General features: G+C 51.7%; 16 protein-coding genes, 1 pseudogene and 2 riboswitches. Of the genes and pseudogenes, 4 read left to right on the forward strand and 13 right to left on the reverse strand.

The features are described 5' to 3' along the window. Positions 1–107: 107 nt before the first annotated feature. From HCN83_RS12070 to HCN83_RS12080, 3 genes are read right to left on the reverse strand one after another with little or no spacing between them, the layout of a single operon-like run. A complete protein-coding gene (locus HCN83_RS12070; protein ID WP_168007641.1) occupies positions 108–1,886 on the reverse strand; it encodes an acyl-CoA dehydrogenase family protein in 1,779 nt (592 codons plus the stop codon). A gap of 19 nt (positions 1,887–1,905) precedes the next feature. Beyond that, on the reverse strand, positions 1,906–3,087 hold the full coding sequence (locus tag HCN83_RS12075; protein WP_168007642.1) for an acetyl-CoA C-acetyltransferase: 1,182 nt from the start codon (positions 3,085–3,087) through the stop codon (positions 1,906–1,908). A gap of 18 nt (positions 3,088–3,105) precedes the next feature. Continuing rightward, a complete protein-coding gene (locus tag HCN83_RS12080) occupies positions 3,106–5,490 on the reverse strand; it encodes a 3-hydroxyacyl-CoA dehydrogenase/enoyl-CoA hydratase family protein (protein ID WP_168007644.1) in 2,385 nt (794 codons plus the stop codon). A 215-nt stretch (positions 5,491–5,705) separates the two neighbouring features. Here HCN83_RS12080 and HCN83_RS12085 point away from each other — a divergent pair, with 215 nt between their 5' ends. Together HCN83_RS12085 and HCN83_RS12090 are read left to right on the forward strand one after the other, a co-directional pair. Beyond that, complete coding sequence (locus HCN83_RS12085) at positions 5,706–6,839, forward strand: YibE/F family protein (protein ID WP_168007646.1); 1,134 nt, start codon at positions 5,706–5,708, stop codon at positions 6,837–6,839. After that, entirely contained in the window at positions 6,836–6,973 is a 138-nt protein-coding gene (locus tag HCN83_RS12090) for a hypothetical protein (RefSeq protein ID WP_168007648.1), read from the forward strand. Before HCN83_RS12085 ends, HCN83_RS12090 begins: the two co-directional genes overlap by 4 nt. Before the next feature lie 291 nt (positions 6,974–7,264). Here the strand turns inward: HCN83_RS12090 and HCN83_RS12095 are convergent, their stop codons facing one another. Continuing rightward, complete coding sequence (locus HCN83_RS12095) at positions 7,265–9,301, reverse strand: bifunctional 2',3'-cyclic-nucleotide 2'-phosphodiesterase/3'-nucleotidase (protein ID WP_168007650.1); 2,037 nt, start codon at positions 9,299–9,301, stop codon at positions 7,265–7,267. A 574-nt stretch (positions 9,302–9,875) separates the two neighbouring features. Here HCN83_RS12095 and HCN83_RS18620 point away from each other — a divergent pair. Continuing rightward, complete coding sequence (locus HCN83_RS18620) at positions 9,876–10,010, forward strand: hypothetical protein (protein WP_281351728.1); 135 nt, start codon at positions 9,876–9,878, stop codon at positions 10,008–10,010. Positions 10,011–10,140: 130 nt separating this feature from the next. Here HCN83_RS18620 and secY read toward each other — a convergent pair whose 3' ends face one another. From secY to ilvD, 9 genes and pseudogenes are all read right to left on the reverse strand, one after another. Further along, a complete protein-coding gene (secY, locus tag HCN83_RS12100; RefSeq protein WP_168007652.1) occupies positions 10,141–11,442 on the reverse strand; it encodes a preprotein translocase subunit SecY in 1,302 nt (433 codons plus the stop codon). Between the two features lie 247 nt (positions 11,443–11,689). Next, positions 11,690–12,229 (reverse strand): annotated as a pseudogene (locus HCN83_RS12105) (DsbA family oxidoreductase); the annotation flags it as partial. A gap of 112 nt (positions 12,230–12,341) precedes the next feature. Then, complete coding sequence (locus tag HCN83_RS12110; RefSeq protein ID WP_168007656.1) at positions 12,342–13,499, reverse strand: homoserine dehydrogenase; 1,158 nt, start codon at positions 13,497–13,499, stop codon at positions 12,342–12,344. After that, positions 13,496–15,160: an acetate--CoA ligase gene (acsA, locus tag HCN83_RS12115; RefSeq protein ID WP_168007658.1), complete on the reverse strand. Its 1,665-nt coding sequence runs from the start codon at positions 15,158–15,160 to the stop codon at positions 13,496–13,498. The genes HCN83_RS12110 and acsA overlap by 4 nt, the downstream gene beginning before the upstream one ends. After that, positions 15,157–15,906, reverse strand: a complete 750-nt coding sequence (locus tag HCN83_RS12120) for an ABC transporter ATP-binding protein (protein WP_168007660.1) — start codon at positions 15,904–15,906, stop codon at positions 15,157–15,159. Before HCN83_RS12120 ends, acsA begins: the two co-directional genes overlap by 4 nt. A gap of 13 nt (positions 15,907–15,919) precedes the next feature. After that, positions 15,920–16,765: an ABC transporter permease gene (locus HCN83_RS12125; RefSeq protein WP_168007662.1), complete on the reverse strand. Its 846-nt coding sequence runs from the start codon at positions 16,763–16,765 to the stop codon at positions 15,920–15,922. Between the two features lie 15 nt (positions 16,766–16,780). Next, a complete protein-coding gene (locus HCN83_RS12130) occupies positions 16,781–17,764 on the reverse strand; it encodes an aliphatic sulfonate ABC transporter substrate-binding protein (protein ID WP_168007664.1) in 984 nt (327 codons plus the stop codon). Between the two features lie 66 nt (positions 17,765–17,830). Next, on the reverse strand, positions 17,831–19,612 hold the full coding sequence (locus tag HCN83_RS12135) for a PLP-dependent aspartate aminotransferase family protein (protein ID WP_168007666.1): 1,782 nt from the start codon (positions 19,610–19,612) through the stop codon (positions 17,831–17,833). Positions 19,613–19,755: 143 nt separating this feature from the next. Then, positions 19,756–19,872: riboswitch (SAM riboswitch) on the reverse strand. A gap of 180 nt (positions 19,873–20,052) precedes the next feature. Continuing rightward, positions 20,053–20,160: riboswitch (SAM riboswitch) on the reverse strand. Positions 20,161–20,218: 58 nt separating this feature from the next. After that, positions 20,219–21,919, reverse strand: coding sequence for a dihydroxy-acid dehydratase (gene ilvD, locus HCN83_RS12140; protein WP_168007668.1), 1,701 nt, complete (start codon positions 21,917–21,919; stop codon positions 20,219–20,221). Between the two features lie 193 nt (positions 21,920–22,112). Between ilvD and HCN83_RS12145 the strand changes: the two genes are divergently transcribed. Beyond that, positions 22,113–23,474 carry a dipeptidase gene (locus HCN83_RS12145; RefSeq protein WP_168007670.1) on the forward strand — a complete coding sequence of 454 codons (1,362 nt, stop codon included), beginning with the start codon at positions 22,113–22,115 and terminating at the stop codon, positions 23,472–23,474. Positions 23,475–24,382 lie beyond the last annotated feature (908 nt).

The following is a 24,382-nucleotide window of genomic DNA, read 5'->3' on the forward strand; positions in this document are numbered from 1 at the left end:
TGTGGGGAGACAGGAGGACCGGGGTTTTCTGAGAGAATGTCTTTCTGCTGCCAGAAAGAAGATTATAATTATTTTAGGGCGGCATCCCGCCCTAAAGTGGTTAACAATTAAACGACGTAACGCTCTTCTGCAATGATCTTCTGCGCAAGCTCACGCTTTTTTGCGATCAGGTTCACCGGATTGTGGCGCGTCAGCTTTTTCAGAATAGACAGCATCGTTCTCAGGCTGTCCCCTTCTTCAAGTGCCACAAGCGATTCCTTCGCCACCGCTTCAATGTTATTAAACGCTTCCTGTGAGTAAACCTGCGTCATGAGAAGCTTTTGTGCGGCTTTTTCTTCACCGTCGCGAGCCATTGCTTTTTCGGTACGGAGAATCATCGACTCAATGTTAAACACTTCGTTTACGATATCCGCTACGTTCGCGAGCAGCTCCTGCTCCTTCTGCAGCTTTTCGCCGTACTTTTGTGCAGCGGTGCCCGCAATCATGAGGAATACTTTCTTCGCATTTTCCAGCAGATAACGCTCCTGCTCAAGCGGCTCATCGCCGACTTCCTGAGGCATCATCATCATAAGCTCTTCCTGAAGACCTCCTGCCTGCTCCAGAAGCGGCAGTTCGCCTTTCATTGCTTTTCTCATAATTGTAGCCGGAACGAGCATGCGGTTGATTTCGTTTGTTCCTTCGAAAATACGGTTGATGCGGGAGTTCCGGTACATCGTTTCTACTTCGTACTCCGCCATAAAACCGTACCCGCCGTGGATCTGTACTGCTTCGTCGACAACAAAGTCGAGAACTTCTGAGCCAAAGAATTTATTCAGTGAGCATTCAATCGCATATTCACCGATTGCTTTTCCAATAGCAGCGCCGTCTTTCTGCTCTTCTTCCGACAGGTTTTCAAACGCCTGGTCAATCAGACCACCTGTACGGTAAATCGTTGATTCCATCGCGTACGTTTTCGCTGCCATTTCCGCAAGCTTTTTCTGAATCAGCGTAAACTTGGAGATCGGAATTTTAAACTGTTTGCGCTCATTGGCGTACTTGGCAGACAGCTCAATCGCACGCTTTGCGCCGCCGATACAGCCGACGCCAAGCTTATAGCGTCCGACGTTCAGGATGTTGAAAGCAATCACGTGGCCTTTGCCGACTTCACCGAGCAGATTTTCCTTCGGTACTTTCGCTTCGTCTAGAATCAGTGTCCGGGTAGAGGATCCTTTAATGCCCATCTTCTTCTCTTCCGGGCCGACCGAAACGCCTTCGTAATCGCGCTCTACGATGAATGCACTGAAGTGTTCACCGTCTACTTTTGCGTATACGACAAACACGTCTGCAAAACCGGCGTTTGTAATCCACTGCTTTTCACCTGTAAGCACGTAGTGGCTGCCGTCTTCTGTCAGCTTCGCCGTCGTTTTCGCGCTCAGCGCATCGGAGCCGGAAGTTGGCTCTGTCAGAGCGTAAGCTGCAATCTTTTCACCGGAAGCCAGTGCTGGCAGGTAGTTCTCTTTCTGCTGCTGATTACCGAAGAAAACGATTGGGAGAGAGCCGATCCCGACATGTGCTCCCTGCGTCAGCGAGAAAGATCCCGCAAGCGCAAACTTTTCTGTGATCAGTGAGGAGCTGATTTTATCGAGACCAATGCCACCGAATTCTTCCGGCACATCTGCGCCAAGCAGACCTAATTCTCCAGCTTCCTTCAGCAGTCTGACGGAGCGGTCAAACTCATGGTTCTCGATGTGCTCGATTTCCGGTACTACTTTGTTTTTAACAAAGTCTTCTGTCGTCTTCGCAATCATCTTATGCTCTTCACTGAAATCCTCCGGTGTAAATACGTTCTCTGCTGTCTGGCTGTCGAGCAGAAATCCGCCGCCTTTTACCTTTTCCGTTGTTGCCATGATGATCATCCTTTCTGGATTAGACTAGCTCAAATACTCCTGCAGCTCCCATACCGCCGCCAATACACATCGTTACGACACCAAACTGCTCACCGCGGCGCTTCATTTCGTGAATGAGGCTGAGCGAAAGCTTCGTTCCTGTACAGCCAAGCGGATGTCCAAGCGCAATTGCTCCGCCGTTAACGTTCACTTTGTCATGATCCAGGTTTAAATGCCGGATCACCTGCAGAGCCTGAGAGGCAAATGCTTCATTCAGTTCGAATAAGCCGATATCCTCCATCTGCAGGCCTGCCTGCTTAACAGCCTTTGGAACGGCCTCTACTGGACCGATTCCCATAATGTCCGGCGCGACGCCGGCAACCGCAAAGGAGCGAAATTTCACGAGCGGAGTCAGGCCGTCCTGCTCTGCTGCTGCCCGGTCCATCACGAGTACAGAGGCTGCTCCGTCACTCATCTGTGAGGCGTTACCGGCTGTAACCGTGCCACCGTGCTGGTTAAACGCAGGCCGAAGCTTGGCCAGCGTATCCGCTGTCGTATCCTCGCGGACGCCTTCATCCTGAGCCAGTGTCACTTCTCGTTCAACGAGCTTGTGATTTTCATCAACGCCGCGAAGCGTCACTGGTACCGGCACGATTTCATCTTCAAATTTTCCGCCTTTAATTGCTGCTGCCGCACGCTTGTGGCTTTCTGCAGCAAATTCGTCCTGGTCACGGCGAGAAACGCCGAATCGCTTGGCGACTTCCTCTGCTGTAAAGCCCATACCCATGTAATATTCAGGCGCTTCTTCAACGAGGTGCGGATTCGGTGCAATCACGTGACCGCCCATCGGGATCAAGCTCATCGATTCCGCACCGCCTGCAAGCACTGCACTTGAATGTCCCAGCATGATCCGTTCCGCCCCGTAGGCAATGCTCTGCAGCCCGGATGAGCAGTAGCGGTTAATCGTGATCGCCGGTACGTGGTCCGGCAGACCTGCCAGCGCCGAAATATTACGGGCCATGTTCATGCCCTGCTCTGCTTCCGGCATCGCACAGCCGATGATGACATCCTCGATCCGCGAGGCATCAAAATCCCCGGCACGGCTTAATGTTTCTTTTATCGTTACGGCAGCCAGATCATCCGGCCGCACGCTGGCAAACGTTCCTTTTTTTGCTTTTCCGACAGGCGTTCTCGCGCCTGCTACTATAACTGCTTCGTTCACTCCGACCCCTCCTTTTGACTAGTTGCGCAAAGGCTTCCCTTTTGTAAGCATGTGCTGCATACGCTGCTGTGTCTTCGCTTCTCCTACGAGGCTGAGGAACGCTTCCCGCTCCAGATCAAGCAGGTACTGTTCATCTACTTCTGTACCGTAAGGAACGCGTCCTCCGGCGAGAACAAACGCCAGCTTTTGTGCTATTTTCACATCGTGCTCGGATACATGTCCGCCATACTGCAAGGTTTTTGCACCGAGCAGCATCGTCGCATATCCGCGTTCACCGACAACAGGAATCTTCTCCCGCTTCGGCGCACGATACCCCTGCTCATACAGGTAAAGAGCCTTCTGCTTCGCGTCGTGCAGCAGGTGGTCGTCGTTGATGCTGATGTCGTCCTGCGGTCGCAGGAAGCCGTATTTCTGTGCTTCATGCGCGCTTGTACTGACTTTTGCCATCGCGATCAGTTCAAATACATTGTTGCTGACTGCCTGTAAATCGACTTTCGTACCTTCCGGAATGGCTTTCAGGTGGCGCAGGTACAGCTCTTTGTTTCCGCCGCCTCCAGGGATAAGTCCGACACCGGTCTCTACAAGCCCCATGTACGTTTCCATCGATGCCTGAAGCCCTGCTGAAGGAAGTGCAATCTCCGTTCCGCCGCCGAGCGTCATCTGGAACGGTGCGGTTACGACCGGCTTTTCCGAGTAGCGGATGTTAGCCATCGACTGCTGGAACTGACGGACAACGAGGTCAATTTCCGGGTAGTTCATGTCCTGTGCTTCCATCAGAATCATCATCAGGTTCGCACCGACACAGAAATTTTTACCCTGGTTGTTAATGACAAGCCCTTTGTAGTTTTTCTCTACTTCTTCAATCGACTTGTTGATCATCTGCATCACGTCTAGTCCGATCGAGTTGTTCGGCGACGTAAATTCGAGTACTGCCACGTCATCTCCGATATCAGTGAGGGAAGCACCGGTGTTTTTCATGATCACCGTGCTGTCATCCTTCCACGACTTCAGGTGAATCACTTTTTCGTTGATGGCGGCTTTTTGGTAGCTGCCGTTCTCGTAATAGGTAGCATATCCGTCGTAGAAGCTCGTTTTCCCGGAGGATAGCATCTCTTCCACCCAGTCCGGAAGCGTTTCGCCTTCTTCTTTCATGCGGGCTGCAGACTTTTCAAGTCCGATCGCATCCCACGTTTCGAAAGGACCGAGCTCCCAGCCGAAGCCCCACTTCATTGCCTGATCGACGTCATAAATCGAATCCGCTACTTCGTAGGCTTTCTCAGCTGCGTAAAGAAGCGTTGGCTTTAAAATGTTCCAGACGAGCTGACCTGCCTGATCGTCAGCATAAACGAGCGCCTGCATTTTAGCCGCTTTTCCTTTCGCCTGCTTGCTCTGCTGAACAGAAGGCGCTTTCATTTTTCGGCGGGACTCATATTCCATCGTTTCGTAATTGAGCTCCTGAATTTCACTCCCTGAATCGGTCTTCACTTTTTGATAAAACCCTTTTCCACTCTTGCTGCCGAGCATCTTCTCTTCGATCATTTTCTTCATAAAAGCAGGAGGATCAAAGACGTCTTTTTCGTCTCCTTCAACCTGATCGTACACGTTTTTCGCAACGTGCATAAACGTATCGAGTCCGACGACATCAAGCGTACGGAACGTTGCGCTCTTAGGTCGGCCGAGAGCAGGTCCGGTAACGGAATCTACTTCGCCCACGCTTACACCTTGCTTCATCATTTCCCGGACGGTGACGAGCAGTCCGTACGTGCCGATGCGGTTTGCGATGAAGTTCGGCGTATCCTTCGCTTCCACAACGCCTTTGCCGAGTACATCCTCACCAAACTGCTTCATGAATGATGTCACCTGCTCGTCCGTCTGCTGTGTCGGGATCACTTCAAGCAGCTTCAAATAGCGCGGAGGATTAAAGAAATGGGTGCCGAGGAAATGACTCTTGAAGTCCTCTGAGCGGCCTTCCGCCATCGCTTCAATCGAAATGCCGGATGTGTTCGAGCTGACGATCGTGCCTGGACGACGGTGCTCTTCCACCTGACTGAACACTTTTTGTTTAATATCAAGGTTCTCAACGACAACTTCAATAATCCAGTCTACTTCTGAAAGCCGGTGCATGTCGTCCTCAAAGTTTCCTGCTTCAATGAGATCAGCATTTTCATGACGAGCAAGCGGTGCCGGCTTTTGTTTTTTCAGCTTTTTGATCGCCTCAAGCGACAGCTGATTGCGTACTTTCTTTCTCTCTAACGTGGCTACCTGGCTGCCTGACGTTTCCGCATCTTTCGGTACGATGTCCATCAGCAGCACGGGAATACCGATATTCGCTAGATGGGCAGCGATGCCGGAACCCATTACGCCGGATCCGAGAACTGCTGCCTTTTTAATATGACGGGTCATAAGCTACCTCCCTGAATACTCTTTTTTGAATGAATGCTCATTCATTTTTACATGAAAAAAAGAAGCGCTTTCACTACTTTTACTATAGTAAATTATTGACGTTTATGCAACTAAAAATTAAAAAAAGTCTGTTTTCTTTTTTTAATTGTCAGCTCCTCCTGCTCATTCGGCTCTGTGATACAATGACAGCAGCCGTAAGTTGGAGCGTGATACGTTTGAAACATTCTTTACTGATAGTACTTGCTTTTTTGACAGCATTTGCTGTCTGGCCTGCTGTGGCAACCGCACAGGAGGCTGAGACCGTTCGCGGGGAAATCATCGTGATGGAAGAAGAGTCTCCCGGCTTCCAGCGGATGGAAATCCTGATTGATCAAGGAGAGTTTTCCGGGGAAACGGTGACGGTGGAGCAGACGCTCTCCGGCAACCCGGCACAGGATTTTTATTACAGTACCGGCGACCGCGTGCTCGTGTACATAGAAAGCGAAGACGGCACTATCACCCGCTCCCTTGTCAGAGAGCTTGCGCGGGATCATTATTTAATGTACCTCGGCATCTTTTTCGCTCTGTCTCTCGTGTTGATTGGGGGACTGAAGGGCATTAAGACGGTTATTTCCCTTGCTTTCACTATTTTCCTGATTATGCAGCTGCTCATCCCGCTTATTTTAGGCGGAATGCCGCCAGTCTTTACGACGATCGTCATCGCGTCGATTATTACCGTTGCTTCCGTCCTGCTGATCAGCGGGTGGAACCGGAAATCCGCGGCCGCTGTACTCGGCACGATAGGCGGCGTGATTCTGGCCGGCGTACTCGCCTCCGTGATGACCCGCGTGACGAGGCTGACCGGATTCGGCGCGGATGATGCTCAGATGCTTATGTACGTTCCGAACACGTCGTTCGATTTTCAGGGACTGCTTCTGGCAGGCATGATCATCGGAGCCGTCGGTGCAGTGCTCGACGTCGGTGTGTCCATTGCTTCAGCTGTTGATGAAGTGAAGCGGTCCAACCCGGCGGCAACAGCCAGACAGCTGATCAAATCCGGCATGAATCTCGGCCGGGATATCATGGGGACGATGGCAAACACGCTGATTCTCGCCTATACCGGAGCCTCCATGACGCTGCTGCTCGTGTTGAATGCACACAACGTATCCTTTAACCGGGTTATCAACATGGAAGCGATGGCAACGGAAATCATCCGGATTCTGGCCGGAAGCATCGGTCTGATCTACGCGATTCCGCTGACCGCGGTCATTGCAGGTGTGCTTTATAGCCGCGCCGACTCTGAAAAACTCGAAAAGCAGGCTGCAAAGCCACCGCTTTGGAAACGAGTTCTGCTTCGTAAAAAAGGATGACGATCCAACACCCGCCGGCAGTGTTCGGCGGGTTTTTGATTGCCATTCCAATAGCTGCGTCAGATGACTTGGGGATGGAGCACGGGCACGTAAACAGAAAGCTGAACTCGACTAAAGTTGAACGTTTTCCCTGAGAAGTTAATGATTTGGCGGAACAGGATGAACGTTTATTCGTTATATCAGCTCTAAGTTGAAGCTCGTAAACATATTACAGAGAGTCTTGAACCTTTTGAGAAAAAAGGTGAATTTATTACAGATGGTGTTCATGCTTTTGCTTCAAAAGTTGAACACTTTCACGTAAAAACATCATTTCTTTTAAAGGCAGTCTTCAGTTAACGAGAAGCAGGACCCTGCTAAGCCGTTTTTTCAAACAACATATAAAACAGCCCTCCGGCATCACCGGAAGGCTTTCATTATGTTCCCTATTAAACTGTTGCGCGTCTGCGTAGAGTCAGAAGCACAGCGCCTGCAGCAGCTGCTGTCAGACCAAGAATGATCAAGTACGGATAAGCGGTTGCTGTAGCAGGCATTTCATCGCCTTCCGTCTGTCCAGGATGATCAGCATAGATATCGGATTCGGTGCCGTCTACGTCAAAGTTGTAGGCGAAGTAAGCGCCGTCTCCATCATCCGTGTAGTCACCCGTGAAGCTCACCTGATCAATACCAAGACGCTCCAGGTGATCGACTCCATCCGGAGAGCTCGTAAAGAGAACATCTCCTGCCATATCCTGCGGCAGCAGTGCCCAGTTAAACGTCGCGTGTGGATGATACGTACCGTGAGCCTGCAGATATTCAGCAATCACCTGTCGGTTTTGTACGTTTGCATCAACCAGTTCTTCAACGAGTGCCGCGTCTTCCAGGTGATCGCCACCGCCGCCTGCACGATAGTTGTTTGTAACGACGAGGAATTCCATATCTTCTGTGACGGGCTCACCTTCATACATCAGATCCGTAACGCGCTCTCCAACCGGCTGCGTCACATCCAGGTAATAATCGACACCTTCGATGACGTCAAAGTTAAACGCGGAGAAGCTCGCGTGCAGATCCTGATCCTCTGTTGCAGCAGGATCGATCTGTTCGAAATTTTCGGCAGAACGCTCCAGCCACTGCTCAAGCTCGGCACCGTCAATGTCTACAACCTGCAGCGTGTTGGAGTATACGTAAATATCTGCCAGGTCACCAATTGTAACGTCACCTGCATCCACTTCCGTGAATCCGCCGCGGTAGCCGGCCCGGAATGGTGCTGCTGCGGAGAGAAGCGGCTTCTCTTCATATTCTGTGCCTTCCAGGTAGTCCTCTGTGTACCACAGCTGGGCATCGTTTACGAGCTGTGTCACTTCATTATCCATAACGAGAGAGAAAAAGCTGTTCATGCCTTCCGAGAACGAGCCGACAACTTCATTAATGTAGTCGACTGTTTTCTCATGAACGTCGATAATCAAATCAACGATACGGTCGTTTGATTCAACGCCCTCAACCCCGATGACTTCAGAAGCAGAGGATTGAATTGACCATTCCCCATCAGATTCGGTCAGGCTGAGGTCAATTGTTCCGAGGTGGCTCCCCCATGACCCTGCCATAACAGCCGGAATGCCGTGGATCGTACCAGCCTCGTCATCAACGCCCTCTACTTCATCATAACCGGAGTTTCCAGGGAACGTCTGGTGTGCGTGTCCCATGACAAGGGCATCGATACCGTCTACAGACTCAGCGAGTGATACGGCTGCATGCTCTGTTTCACGGTCGCTCGTATTAACCCCCGTGTGAGCGAGAGCAACGACTACGTCTGACTGCTCCGCGAGATCCGGAACGTAGCGCTGAGCAGATTCCACAATATCACGCACTTCAATATTGCCTTCCAGGTGGAGGTTGTCCCACTGCATGATCTGCGGCGGCACAAAACCGATGACGCCGATATCAATCGGCTTTCCGTCTACTTCGTGCTCAATGATCGTATACGGCTCGTGATAGTGCTCTTCCCGGTCCGTACCAGCTTTATAGACGTTTGCACTTAAAATCGGGAAGTCTGCTGATTCGATCACGTTATCCAGGTAATCGAGACCGAAATTGTACTCATGGTTTCCGATTGCAGCAGCTGAGTAGTCGAGATCGTTCATCGCTTTGATGACAGACATCGTGTCGCCTTCCTCAACCGGCTCGATCAAAATTTCCATTTCCCCGAGCATGCTTCCTTCAAAAATATCCCCGTTGTCGAACAGAATCGTGTTTTCTTTCTCAGCCCGAACCTGTTCAATCAGCGACGCTGTTTTCACAAAGCCGTAGTCGTCTACCGCCTCGTCATTCATGTAGTCGTACGGCATCAGATACGAGTGAATGTCGGTCGTCGTCATGATCGTCAAGTCGTGCTGTTCCTCTGCTGATACAGCAGCCGGAAACATGATCATTCCGGCAGCACCGGCGAGCGCTGTCCGCTTCATCCAAGTTGGAAAACGTTTTGCCATTATGTATAACCTCCCCTGAAGTATGTGGCCCTCTTTTTGCCGGCTTAGAAGCCAGACAGAAAAAGGGTTACGTTTGAGATTTTACCATAATCAGCTGGTGCTATACGTCTGTATGTGAAATCGCTTCAAAAACGATTGATAGTACCAGCAGGGAGTCAGTGCAATTATGAGACTTTCTTCGGAACTCTAACTTTTTTGTGCGACTTTGGAAACATCAGACGTCTGACAGATTTTTGAAATTGCGCTAAAACCAAAAACGCACCGGCGCTAAGCCGATGCATTTTCCAGGCTGCTGAAAAAGTCTTTCAACTTACCTATTTATTCGTTTGGTTGTATTTCTCCTCTATTTACCGAGCCTGCCGTGGGCTTGCCTTCAGCTATTTCTCAGGGTAAACCCCTGTCTGCAAGAAGAGCGCGGCTTCCAAGGGCACGCCGGACACGACGGGAAAATGGATTTGTTTGTTGGAGAAAAACGTTCCGATCGGTAGATACGACTGTTTCATGGTACATACGTTGAAGCACAGGTAATCCCTATTTGACATCGAAGCGTTGCCTTTATAAAGGTTCCATCCATATGGAACAAGCATATGTGAATCCTCACCAGGCGTTTCAACCGGACAGCCAGCTGCCAAATCGGAGGATCTCGACTCCAGGAGGATCAGAACGAGGCGAAGATCCAGCGCTTCCGACAGCAGGAGGAAGCGGTTAGCTGAGGCCGTTCCCTCCGGAAAGCGAGTGTCCGCAGATGCAGGCAGATGCAACGTTATTCACTTAAAATGACTTTATCCACACTCTGAAAAACGCACCGGCGATAAGCCGATGCGTTTTCAGTACTGCTATTAAGAAGAACGGCGCATAAATCCTGTGTAACGCCGGTCGATCAGCTGGCTTTCAATTCGCTTCATCGTATCGAGTGCAACCCCGACGACGATGAGGAGTCCGGTACCGCCGATCTGCACCGCTGGCGGAAGGCCGGCAAGCGTACCGAAAATAAGCGGCAGAATCGCTACTGTTGCCAGGAAGAGCGATCCGACGAACGTCAGTCTGTAAAGCAGGCGGACGATGTAGTCCTGTGTTGCTTTACCTGGTCGAACGCCCGGAATAAAGCCATTCTGTCGCTGCAGGTTCTGAGCCATCTGCTCCGGATTCATCTGCACGAACGTATAGAAATACGCAAAGGCGATGATGAGCAGCGCATAGAAGACCATGCCGATCGGGTTCGTGTAGTCAAATGTCTGCACGATCCACGTCGAGACCGGACTGCCTTCTCCGACGAAGTTCGCTACTGTCGGCGGGAAGATAAACAGCGACATCGCGAAGATAACCGGGATAACCCCTGCCGCGTTTACCTTAATCGGCAGGTGGGACGACTGTCCGCCCGTTGCACGGCCGCCGGCTGCGATTTGCTTCGCATACTGAACAGGCACTTTTCGTTCAGCCTGCTGGACAAAGATAACGAACACGACTACAGCCAGAATTGCCAGTACAATCAGCGCTACGATGACGATGTTTAAGAAGAGCTGATCTCCTGCATCGGCAATGTAGATCGTATACAGCTGCATGACGCCGTTCGGAATTCCTGCTGCGATACCGGCAAAGATGAGGATCGAAATACCATTTCCGACGCCTTTAGCCGTAATCTGCTCACCGAGCCACAGCAGGAAGGCCGTGCCCCCGGTAAGGGTGATCGCAATGATCAGGTACGTCGAAACGGACGGATTCGGTACGAGCCCCGGCATCAGGTTGTTAAACCCGATCGACATTCCGAGCGCCTGTACAAACGCGATGCCGATCGTTCCGTAACGCGTCACATTCGCCAATTTCTTTCGTCCGGCATCCCCTTCACGCGCCCACTCTGCAAACTTCGGCACGACGTCCATGCGAAGAAGCTGGACGATGATGGATGCCGTAATGTACGGCATAATTCCGGTCGCGAAGATCGAAAAGTTTTCGAGCGCTCCGCCGCCAAACGTATTCAGAAAGCCGAGTGCGGCCAGTCCGTCGAAGCTGAGCGCATCCGCGTTCACTCCCGGAGCGGGAAGATGAGCGCCAATACGGAAAACGACAAGGATCGAAAGCGTGAACAAAATCTTATTCCGCAGATCGCCTGCCTTAAACATCCCTCTTAAAGTACTAAACATACGCTTAAACACCTCTGTTCATCTCAAAAATCTCAGATGCCTGCGTAAACGCCTACGCATCCTGATGCTGTGCTGGTCGTGCGTCCCCTATCAAAAAACAATCGTTTAACGTCAAAATTACTGCCTTATCAGTCTATCATATTCATGCGCACCGCGCGCGGACAATTTTGCTTAGAACCGAAAAAAAATGCAGAAAACAGCAAAAAATCGTCCCGAAAACGGAACGATTTCCTCCTTTTATGGAAAACTAATCCATCTCATCGGCCAGCGCCTGCTCGTACGCCTGCTGTCCCTGCAGCCCGGTTAATTTCTGACCGCCGATAAAAAAGGTCGGTACCGCCTGAACACCTTCTTCATAGGCACGCTGCTGAGATGCTTCACGGTCAGCTGAGTACCTGCGTTCCTCCAGCGCTGTTCGAAATGCTGCGGACTCCAGCCCGGTTTCTTCCGCCAGACGTTCCAGCACAGACAAGTCTCCGATATCGAGTCCTTCCTCATAAAACGCTTTAAACAGCCGGTGCGCATACGCGTTACCCAGGTCTTGTTCCTTTGCAAAGAGCAGACCTTCATGCGCCAAGTGGGTATGCGGCTGCGGATCGGTCATATTGAGATTCATCGTCACACCGAGCTGGTCAGCAATTGGCAGGATGCGCTGGTGCCAGGCCTGCTGAATATAATCGCTGTGCGGACTCAGCGTTTCCTGCGGATACGGCCGCAGCTCGAACGGTAGCCATTCTATATCAACATCTTTTCCTTCCATTGCACGAAAAAGCGGAGCCTCCGCTAAATAGCAGAAAGGTCAAACGAAATCGCTGTAAATACGGACTTTTATACTCATCTTTCAGCCTCCTTCAGCATTTGACCGTAGTGTAGCAAAAGGAGAAGCGAACAGCCAGTATTTAAACCGGCTGCAAAACCTCTTCCGGACAGCCAAGCACTGCAAGCGCCTTTCCTTCCGGCCTGCGGCGGACAACCGCTCCGTACTTGCCGTCTGATTCCACAATCCGGCTGACAGGCTCCAGTTCATCCGGAACGGCGCTGCCGGTAATAAACCAGTACGGGAACGGTTCTTCCTCTGCAGGGGCCGGCTCTGTAAACGGCGGTTCTTCCTCTGCCGTATTCGTCCAGTGATTGATCACGTCCTCAATCACCGCACCTGCCGTCGGAAATTTTCCGGCTCCCGGTCCCTGAAAGAGAAGCGGTCCGCTCAAGGATGCTTCCACATACACGCCGTTGTTCACGCCTTCTACACCGTAAAGGGCATGATCCTTTAAGACAAGCTTCGGACCGACAGATGCTTTCGTTCCTTCTAATGAAGCAACGTGCTTGATTCGTCCGCCGAGCTTTTCTGCTAAATGCAGGTCGCGTACATCTATGCCCCGGATACCCTGCGGACGCTCTTCCGTCCATTCAGGCCCCGCGCCGTTGATCCAGAAGCTCAAAATCGTCGTTTTAAACCAGGCATCCCATCCGTCGATATCCTTATCCGGCACCGCTTCTGCATATCCAAGTGCTGTTGCTTCCTCCAGTGCCGCTTCAAATGCGGTGCCTTCCTCCCGCATTTTCGTCAAAATAAAGTTAGAGGTGCCGTTGACGATGCCTTCCACCCGCAGGATGCGGTTTGTTTTCAGCGTATGCCGGATCGAAGTCAGGATGGGGATGCCGCCGGCAACAGCCGCTTCATAGAACAATCTGCTGCCGGACCCTGCTGCGAGCAGATGCAGCTCTTCCCCGTGCCGGGCAATCAGTTCCTTATTGGCTGAAATCACCGAGATCCCTTTTTGCAGCAGCTTCCGGACGGCGGGATAGGCTTCCTCCGCATCTGTCACCGCCTCTACAACGGTGTCCACCTCTGCTTCAAACAGCGCCTCGAGCCGGTCGGTTACGAGCGTATCCGGTCCGGTGGCGCGGGCTTTTGACGCATCTTTAACAACGACGACTGGAATCGTGAAAAAGCCTGCAAGCGTCTCGACACGCTTCCGTTCCTTCTCCAGGCTTTCGTAAACACCGCTTCCGACGGTTCCAAATCCAAGGATCCCTAATTTTCTCGTACTCATGTTGCAGCCTCCTTCTCCAGTTCACGGCGCTTTAATTCCCGCCGTAATATTTTTCCGCTGATTTTCGTCTTCGGCAGCTCGTCGACAATTTCGATTTCTTTCGGAGCAGCGTGTGCGGCGAGGTTCTGTTTTACAAACTGACGTATTTCTTCGGACAGCCCCTCCCGTGCCTCATAGCCTGAGCGAAGCGTAATAAATGCTTTTATAATATGGCCGCGAATCTCATCAGGCTTGCCGATCACGCCGGCTTCCGCCACGGCTTCATGCTCGATCAGCTTCGACTCTACTTCAAACGGGCCGACCTGCTCGCCGGCCGTTTTAATTAAATCATCCTCACGCCCCTGGAAAAAGACGTAGCCGTCCTCATCCTGCAACGCGGTATCACCGGATAAATACCAGCCGTTTTCCGTGAAATACGAGCGGAACTTCGCCTCGTTTTTCCATATTTCTTTCATTAATCCAGGCCACGGTGAGCGCACGGCAAGCTTCCCTTGTCTGCCTGCGGGAAGCGGCTGATTGTTCTCATCCAGAATCCCAATCTCAATGCCCGGGAACGCTTTTCCCATCGATCCTGGTTTAATCGTGTCAGACGGCAGGTTCACGATCAGATGTCCGCCCGTTTCGGTCATCCACCACGTATCGTGAATGCGGACACCGAGCTCTCTGTATGCCCAGTGAATCACTTCAGGATTCAGCGGCTCTCCTACACTCAGAATATGTCGCAGGCTTTTCAGGCTGAACTGCTTATGCAGATTGCCTTCACTCATCAGCATCCTAAACGCAGTTGGAGCGCTGTACCAGATCGTCACGCCGAAGCGGTCAATCAGCCGGTACCAGTCGGCAGCGTCAAAGCGGCCTCCATGGATAACAACAGACGCTCTGTTCAGCCACGGAGCGAACACGCCGTACACGCTGCCTGTCACCCAGCCCGGATGCGAGGTGCACCAGTATACATCATCTTCTTTAATATCAAGCACCCAGCGGCCGCTGATGACGTGATGCGGCAGTACCTTTTGCGCATGCAGCACGCCTTTCGGTTTGCCGGTAGAGCCGGACGTGTAATGAATAAGCATGCCATCTTGTTCTCCGCGCCACACAACGGGATCCTCTTCGTCAGGAACCGCTGCTGCCTGAAGTTCATCGATCAGCCACGTTTTTTTCAAGTGCGGCAATTCGCTTGCCGGAACTCGTTTGCCGAGCTCATCGTCGGTAATCAAATATTGCGCTTCACAGTCGTGCATCCGTTCCTTGACCGCTTCTTCCATAAACGCTTCGAAGAGAGGCCCGGCCACTGCGCCGGCTTTTATAGCGGCAAGCACAGCAAAGTAGCAGTCCGGTGATTTTGGCAGAAAAATAAATACGCGGTCCCCAGGCAGCACTCCTTCCGCCTTCAGAACGCGCGCATAGTGATCGGTGATATTCTTCACCTGCTCAAACGTGTACACAGCTTCTTCTGTTCTGTCGGTATAAAGCAGCGCCGTCCGGTCTCCGTAGCCGTCGTCGACGTGGCGGTCAATGCACTCATATGCTGCATTCCATTTTCCCTCCGGCACTTTACCGAGCCAGTTAACGGCGTCTTCCCAGCTCGTTTTTCCCTGCTGGCGGTCAATCGTAATGTTTGCATTCGCCGCCGTAAGCGGAGATGGGTTCAGAACGTTCATGCACGGACCTCCTTCTGCGCATTTCTTGTCATATCAAGGCTTTCAAGAATGTATTCCTTTAATTCGGCAAGCTTTGGATCGCTTTTGCGCCGAGGCTTGGCCGGTGTCACTTTTACGTTGTCATGCAGCTCTCCCGGCTGTCCTTTTAGAATCACGATCCGGTCGCAGAGCGTGAGCGCTTCATCGATATCATGGGTGACGATGATCATCGTCGGGCTGTAGCGTTCCCAGAGCTCCAGCACCATGTCCTGCAGCTGCAGTTTCGTAAACGCGTCCAGTGCACTGAACGGCTCGTCCAGAAGCAGCGTGGACGGCTCTGTCACGAGCGCCCGGGCTATCGCTGTCCGTTGGGCCATGCCCCCTGAAAGCTGCTTCGGATAGTGGCCTGTAAAATCTTCCAGACCGACGACTTTCAAAATCTCAAGCGCCTTTTCTTTCTGCTCCTCTTTCGGACCTTCCAGGCCGAAGCAGACGTTATCAAGCACAGTCAGCCACGGCATCAATCTAGGCTCCTGAAAAATAATACCGAGCTCTCCGGAAGGCCCGTTTACTTCTTTGCCGCTGATCCGGATCGTTCCTTCATAATCTGTATCCAAACCCGCGACCCCGCGGAGAATCGTACTCTTTCCACAGCCGGACGTGCCAAGCAGGCCAATAATTTCACCCGGCTCTGCCTGAAACGAAATATCTTCTACAGCTGTAACGCCGTCAAACGAGCGGCCGAACCGTTCTACTTGTATACTCATACGGCTTTCCTCCTTACGTTTTCAGGCTGTCCTGCCAGTGCAGGGCGCGTGTCTGGATTTTTTTAAGCGCATAGTCTGTCAGCTTCCCCATGATCGCAAATAACACAATGCTCGCGAGAATCACGTTTGGTGCCAGCGTATTTTGTCCAAGTACGAGCAGATAACCGAGTCCCTGACTTGCACCGAGAAGTTCTGCTGCTACAACGAACATCCAGCCGAGGCCGAGACCGCTGCGCAGGCCGGTGATAAAGGACGGAAGCGAGGCGGGCAGTATGATGCGCCGAACAAGCTGAAACTGGGACAGGCTGTATGCCTTGCCGACCTCGATCAGCTTGCGGTCGACTGACTGTATGCCTCCGACAACATTTAAGTAAACCGGGAAAAACACCCCGAGTGCGATCAGCGTTACTTTGGAAGGCTCGCCGATGCCGAGCCACAGAATAAAGAGCGGCACCCAGGCAAGGGACGGAATCGCCCGAAACGCCTGAATGAGCGGATCAAACATCGTTTCTGCGTTACGGGACATCGCTACAATAGAGCCAAGTATCACGGCTGCAAGTGTGCCCCAGAAGAAACCCCAGAGCAGCCGGTACAGCGTGATGCCGATGTGGCCCCAGAGCGATCCGTCTGCCGCCATGGCTCCGATTGTGCCGACAACCTCGGAGGGCGCCGGCAGCAGGTGACCTGCAACGAGTTCAAAACGGACCGTTCCTTCCCAGATGAGGAGCAGCAGCATCGGGAACAAAAGAGCCAGTCCGGTTGTTTTCAAAAACGACGGCAGCGCACGCTGCTCCTTCTTTATACGGCCCGGCACCTCTGCCAAGGCTCTGTCTGCGGTTGTATCATGCGTTACTGCCATCGTAGTTCCTCCTTGTTAATCGTTGATTACATTCTCAGCAAAGGATGGATCAATCAAGTCATCCAGAAGTTCTTCCACATCCAGGCTCTCATCAAGGTTGCCTGATTTCTGCAGAACTTCTCCTGCTGCCGTCAGGCTGTCAACATGCTCCTGACCGGGCACTGGATTGTCAAACGTGTTCCGCTCCAGCTGCAGCTCTGCTACCGCAGGATCGATGCCGGCTTCCTGCACCATAATTTCTACCGTTTCTTCCGGGTTGTCGAGCGTCCACTGCCTAGCTTCCTCGTAAGCTTCGATGACTGTTTCCACAGCTTCCGGGTGCGCTTCGGCAAAATCCTCTGTTACATTTAAAAATCCGTACGTATTAAAGTCTTTGTTGCGGTGGAACAGATCAGCGTTAATCTCCAGCTCCTGTCTCGCCATGTGCGGATCAAGCCCGGCCCAGGCGTCCACCTCTCCATTGGCGAGCAGGTTCGCGCCGTCGTTGTGCTGAACCGGCACGACTTCAATATCTTCTTCGGAAAGACCAGCTTCATCAAGCGCGCGGATCAGGAAAATATACGGATCTGTTCCGAGCGTAGCTGCGACCTGCTTGCCGGCAAGGTCCTCAACGGAATCAATATCGCTGTCTTCTGCTGTGACGAGCGCCGTCCACTCCGGCTGAGAGTAAATATACACATTTTTGATCGGCGCGTTATTACCTTTTGCCATAAGTGCCGCCGCTCCGGCCGAAGAGCCGAAGTCCACGCTTCCGCCGGACAGGAATTCCAGCGCGTTGTTGCTTCCCTGACTCAGCACGTAGTCAATTTCCGTTCCTTCATCTGCGAACGCCTCTTCCAAAAATCCCTTTTCCTTCAGGACGAGGCTTGTCGGGGAGTAGTACGCGTAGTCGACTGTAATCGTGTCGGGTGAAGACCCGTCCGCTTCTGATTCTGAGGAGCAGCCTGCAGCGACCAGCGCCGCTGCTGCGATACTTCCCAATTTCCAATAGTTGTTCATGATCTTCACTCCGTTTTCGTTTATATTGGCGGTTTGTTCAGTCGCCTCTCCCTGCTGCTCGTCTTATTAAAGCTCGCATGCAAACGTGGAAATCGTTCCGCGCAGGCGCTGTGCTTCTTTATAGGTGCAGCGATTGTGTACGACTTCAAGCCCTGCTTCTTTGGCAATCACTGCTGCTTTTTCAGATATAACGCCTTCCTGAAGCCAGAAGATTTTCGGCTGAACCGATGCTGCTTCCTCGGCAATCTCAATCGCCGCTTCCGGACTGCGGAACACTTGCACGATGTCGATCGGACCTGGTACAGACGTGATGTCCGGATATGCTTTTTCGCCTAAAATCTCGGTTTCCCTCGGATTAACCGGAATGATGCGGTACCCGAGCCGCTGCATCTTTCGTGCCAGGCGGTAACTCGGCCGCGATTCCTTGCCGCTCAGTCCGACGACGGCGATCGTTTTCGGTCGAACCGTTCCATTGTCATCCACCGTTGCCCGGTCCAGCGCCCAGCGAATGACGCCCTCGTCGTTGATCACCGTTTTTTCTTCTGACGTTCCTTCTCCTGTAGCAATCTGAAGGGCGTGATCGAGATCTTTCTTCAAGTCCTCCGCATTTTCAATTCCGACAGATAAGCGAACCAGGTCTTCAAAAACGCCTGTCTTTTCCAGTTCGTCCCCGGTCAGCTGCTGATGCGTCGTCGAAGCCGGATGGATGATCAGACTTTTCGCATCCCCGACGTTCGCCAGATGCGACCAGAGGGAAACCGAGTTAATCAGCTTGCTTCCTGCTTCACGTCCGCCTTTAATGCCGAAGTTCACAACCGCTCCGCCACCGTAGTCGAGCACTTTTTCCGCATTTTCATGAGCGGGATGGCTTTCAAGCCCCGGATAGGACACCCAGTCGACTGCCGGGTGCGCTTCCAGGTAGCGGGCCAGCTCCAGTGCGTTTTCGTTATGACGCACGATGCGCAGATGAAGTGTTTCCAGTCCCTGCAGCAGCTGAAACGCGTTAAACGGGCTCAGGCATGAACCAAAATCGCGGAGCAGCTGTACGCGCAGCTTCGTGCTGAAGGCGAGCGTGCCGAAATCTTTTGCGTATACGATCCCGTTGTAGCTCGGGTCTGGCTCGTTGAATACCGGAAATTTCTCCGACTGCCAGTTAAAACGGCCACCGTCCACGACGAGTCCGCCGATGGATGTGCCGTGTCCGCCGATCCATTTCGTCGCAGAATGAACGACGATGTCAGCTCCCTGCTGAATCGGCCGTGCCGTGTAAGGCGTCGCAAACGTATTATCGATAATGAGAGGGATGCCTGCTTCGTGTGCCACCTCCGAGACTGCCTCAATATCAAGCACGTGCAGACTCGGATTTCCGATTGTCTCCGCAAAGACTGCTTTCGTATTTTCCTGAATAGCGCCTGCAAAATGCTTCGGATCCTGCGGGTCGACAAATGTGACGTCGATTCCGTAACGAGGAAGCGTGACCGAAAACAGGTTATACGTGCCTCCGTAAAGATTCGTCGCCGCGACGATATGATCACCGGCACTTGCGAGGTTTAATATCGACAGCGAAATAGCGGCCATTCCGGAAGATGTAGCAACAGCTGCCACTCCTTCTTCAAGCAGCGCGATCCGCTTTTCGAGCACGTCCGTTGTCGGATTGCCGATGCGGCTGTAAATATTCCCCGGTTCATCGAGAGAAAAGAGGCTCTCTGCATGCTCTGTATCATGAAACAAATACGATGTCGTCTGATAAATCGGTACCGCACGGGATCCTGTCGTCGGATCAGGGGACTGCCCGCCGTGTAAAATAACCGTTTCCGGATTGTATGTTTCAAATGACTTTTCACTCATAATAAATTCCTCCTACTTTTTAAGTAAATCAATTGGAATACTTAGTTTTAAATTTGCAACGTTCCATCTTGTTAATCCCTGAAGCAAATAAAAAATCTCCCTATCTGAAAAAGATAGAGAGATACAGGAAGTCATTCTGTTCTCTCTCATCTTTCAGAGCTTTTTGCTCTGTGGAATTGGCACCTTCCCGAATCTGTTTATCAGATCCGAATGGTTGCCGGGCTTCATCGGGCCAGTCCCTCCGCCTCTCTGGATAAGAGATATCGTTCGTATGAAGTTAGGATTAATCTTGAGTTTTTCGCTTTGATTAATCTGATAAATTGAATTAGTTTGAATCTTACCACGCTTCCGGAATGCCGTCAACTGATTTCAGGAAAAAGAAAAACTCCCGGCCTGTCTGCTTAGCAGAAAGGACACGGGAGAGTTCGTTAAAATAAACGGACTTATCTCCCAAAGAGTCGCCTCTCTGCAGGAAGTAGCACCTTTCAGCCTGCGCTGATGGTTGCCGGGTTTCATCGGGCCAGTCCCTCCACCTCTCTGGATAAGTAATCTGTTCAGTTGGTTGAACGTATCTTATCACGGGGTGTTCCGTTCTGTAAAGCAGTATCAGAATTTATCCAGTCCTGCGTCTGTAACGGCTCCCTTCGCTGAAGAGGAGACAAGCGCTGCATATTTTGCAAGCACACCTGTCTTGTAGCGCGGCTCCGGTGCCTTCCAGTTCGCCTTTCGCTCCGCGAGCTCCGCGTCATCGACGTGCATGTTAATTTCCTGCGTGTCGCTGTCAATGGTCACCTTGTCACCGGTTTGCAGCAGCCCGATCGGACCGCCCATCGCAGCTTCCGGTGCAATGTGGCCGATAACGAATCCGTGCGATCCGCCTGAAAAACGGCCGTCTGTCATGAGCGCCACTTTTCCGTTCAGCCCACGCCCGACGATCATCGCCGTAATGGAAAGCATTTCCGGCATGCCTGGTCCGCCTTTCGGACCGACATTGCGGATCACGAGCACGTCGTGTTCCACGATTTCGCCCGCTTCAATCGCCTTTGTCGCTTCCGCTTCCGAATCATATACTTTCGCTGTTCCTTCAAAGCGGCTGATTTTCTGACCGGACATCTTGGCAACTGAGCCTTCCGGCGCAAGATTTCCTTTCAGCACGACGAGCGGACCTGTCGGCTTGAATGGATTGTCGAGCGGACGGATGACATCCTGACCTTCTTTCAGGGCAGGTGCTTCGGCGAGATTTTCCGCCATCGTCTTTCCTGTTACGGTGAGGCAGTCACCGTGCAGCAGACCTGCTTCCAGCAGCTCTTTCATCACCGCTGGTACTCCGCCTACTTCATACAGATCCTGCATGACGTAGCGACCGCTCGGCTTTAGGTCCGCGATATGCGGCACCTGCTTGCGAATGCGCTCAAAATCATCGAAATCAAGCTCTACTCCTGCAGAGTGAGCCATTGCTGTCAGGTGTAAAAACGCGTTCGTGGACCCACCGAGCGCCATCACGACAGTAATCGCATTCTCAAATGCTTTTTTCGTCATAATATCCCGAGGATAAATGTCGTTTCGGAGTAGATCGACGACGAGTTCGCCAGCCTGGCGGCACTCCTCTTCTTTATAATCGTTGACCGCCGGCGTCGAAGACGATCCCGGAATACTCATGCCTAAAGCCTCCACGGCAGACGCCATCGTATTCGCCGTATACATACCGCCGCACGCTCCGGCACCAGGGCAGGCACTGCACTCCACTTTGTGCAGCTGTTCATCATCGATGATTCCTTCCTGATACTGTCCGACTGCTTCAAACGAAGAAACGATATCGATGTCTTTGCCGTCAAGACGGCCAGGTGCGATTGTACCCCCATAGACGTATACAGACGGCAGATTCAGCCGTCCCATTGCCATCAGGCAGGCAGGTGTTGTCTTGTCACAACCTCCGACCGCGACAACGCCGTCGAGCCGTTCAGCTCCGACAACCGTTTCGATCGAGTCCGCAATGACTTCCCGGCTCGGCAAGGAAAAGCTCATCCCTTCATGACCCATCGCGATCCCGTCCGCTACTGTAATCGTATTAAAAATCATCGGTGCACCGCCGCCCGCAGCAGCCCCGCTTTTCGCCTTCACAGCAAGCTTGTCAATATGTACGTTACACGGCGTCACTTCGCTCCACGTACTCGCGATGCCGATCATCGGTTTTTTAAAATCGTCATCGGTAAATCCGACCGCCCGCAGCATCGACCGGTTTGGCACCCGGTTTGCCCCTTCACTGATTACTTTACTGCGTATACGCAAATCTTTTTCTTCACTCATGTCTAGTCATCCTCTCCTGTATCCTCTGCGCCTGTCACGCGAAAACTATAACCTTTATCTTAACGACTTTCCCGCGTTTCTGCAATGAGTTTTCAGAATTCAGCCGTTATTCTGAAAGGCGTGCGTATTTGCGCGTTAAGCAGCAGAAGGAGTAAACTGTAGAAGCAGCCTAATCTGGAGGAGGAGAATACATATGGAACGTGTGAAAGACTATTTGCAGGAAAACGAAGATCGCCTGCTGGACAAGCTCAAGCAGTTTCTCGCTATTGAAAGCATCAGTACAGATCCTGAAAAGAAACCCGCAATGGAAGAGGCGGTCACCTTCCTGACGGATTACCTCGAAGACATCGGTTTTGAGAAAGTAGAGCGCCGCGAAACCGGCGGCCATCCGCTCGTTTATGCCGAATATAACGGAGCAGCCGATGCACCGACTGCCCTTTTCTATGGCCACTATGACGTGCAGCCGGCCGATCCGTATGAGCTTTGGGACAGCGCCCCGTTCAGTCCCGAAATTCGCAGCGGCCGCTTGTTTGCCCGCGGCGCAAGCGACGACAAAGGACAGGTGTTTATGCACCTTGCCGTCTTTGAAGCGATGATGAAGACGGAAGGCAGTCTGCCTGTAAACGTGAAGGTGCTGATTGAAGGCGAAGAAGAGATCGGGAGCGAACACCTTTACACGTATCTGGACGACAATAAAGAGGAGCTAAAAAGTGATTTTGCACTTATTTCCGACTCCGGCATGGTCGACAAAGGAGTCCCGACTATTTTATACGGTCTGAAAGGCTTCACCGGCCTGGAAGTGACGCTCACAGGGCCAAACCGCGATCTGCACTCCGGTCTTTACGGCGGTGCCGTGAAAAACCCGGCGATGGCGATGGCGCAGCTGCTCGCTACGATGAAAAACACGGATGAACAAGTGACGGTAGACGGCTTTTATGACAGCGCTGAGAATCTCCCGGAAGCAGAGCGAAAGCTGATGAACGAAGCACCGGGCGAGCACTATCCGGAGACGACAGGCGTTCCCGAAACAGCTCCTGAAAAAGGATATACGGCAAAAGAGCATACTATGGCCCGGCCAACGCTCGAAGTGAACGGATTGTTTGGCGGCTATCAGGGCGCCGGCACCAAAACGATTATTCCGTCTGAAGCGACGGCTAAACTGACGTGCCGTCTCGTTCCAGGTCAGGATCCGAAGCAGATTCAGGATGCACTCGTCCGACATATTGAAGCACACGTGCCGAAAGGCGTACGCGCTGACATTAAGCGGGAGGCGCTCTCAGCGAAGGCGTACAAAGTGGACCCCGATCACCCACTTTTACAGAAGGCCGCTGAAAGTTACTCGGCCGCATTCGGCAGAGAAACAGTCTTCGTACGTCTTGGCGGCTCCATTCCGGTTGTAGAATCGATCGACAGCGGCTTCGGCATTCCTGTCGTGCTGCTAGGCTTCGGTACGCCGGAGGACAACCTCCATTCACCGAACGAAAGCTTTCCGGTCGAGCACTTCTCTAAAGGGATGGAAGTACTCGCCGATTTCTATACGAAAGCAGTAGAATAAATGAGCACAGGCCGGCGCATCCATCATGGAAGAGCCGGCCTGTTTTTGTGTGACAAGGAAGCATGAAAACTTCACTGCTGCGGTTGATAAGTTCGGGCGCATGAATGAAAAGATTTTCGTTATAACGTACGCTGAATGATAACAGTAATAAGATTTGGCTCGAGACTGAAAAGATTCAGCAGGAGAATGATAACGTTTCGTTTGAGAATTATAAGTTCGAAGCTGCAAATGAAACTTTTTGTTCAGGCTGCCTTAAGTGGCTAGCTGAGCAGTTGAACGTTTTGATACGGAAGTTCATGTTCATCCTATTAGGCAGGTAACTAACGGTATTTTCGATATAACAGCTCCAGGTTGAGCGCCTTGAACATCTGCCGGCCGTGGTTAACGCGTTTTCCGGCAAAGTTGAAGCTTTTCAAAGCTAGGTTAACGATTTCGAAGCTAAAGTTGAACACTTTCATCTGACGAACCCCGGACCGCCCCAAAAAGCGTGCCGCTCTCAGCGACACGTTTAAAAAATGCCGTAAAAAAACCACCATAGCTTATGTATGGTGGAGACGGCGGGAATCTACAGGGTGTTCAGGTATGGGTATATAAATATGAAGAAACTAGCATATTGTATGGTTTTTATATCATTCGTCGTTAGGTTAAATATCCTTAAATATAGATGCCAAGTTACCATTTTAGTTACCACTTATGTAAGAGCAGAAATTAATCTGCTCTTTTTTTATTTATTTTTAAACTCGAGTTCGACAGTAAATAGGCACATTTCCGCTTTTCTGGGCCTCATGGTCCACTCCTGACAAGGCATGAAGCGAAAATGCGCTCCTTTTTTACAATTTTTACATAGGCACACGTTTATATTATTTTTTCTTTATTTTAAAGGGTTTATCAGATATAATATAGGCATG

It is taken from the genome of Alkalicoccus luteus, from assembly GCF_012034335.1.
Lineage (GTDB): Bacteria > Bacillota > Bacilli > Bacillales > Salisediminibacteriaceae > Alkalicoccus > Alkalicoccus luteus_A.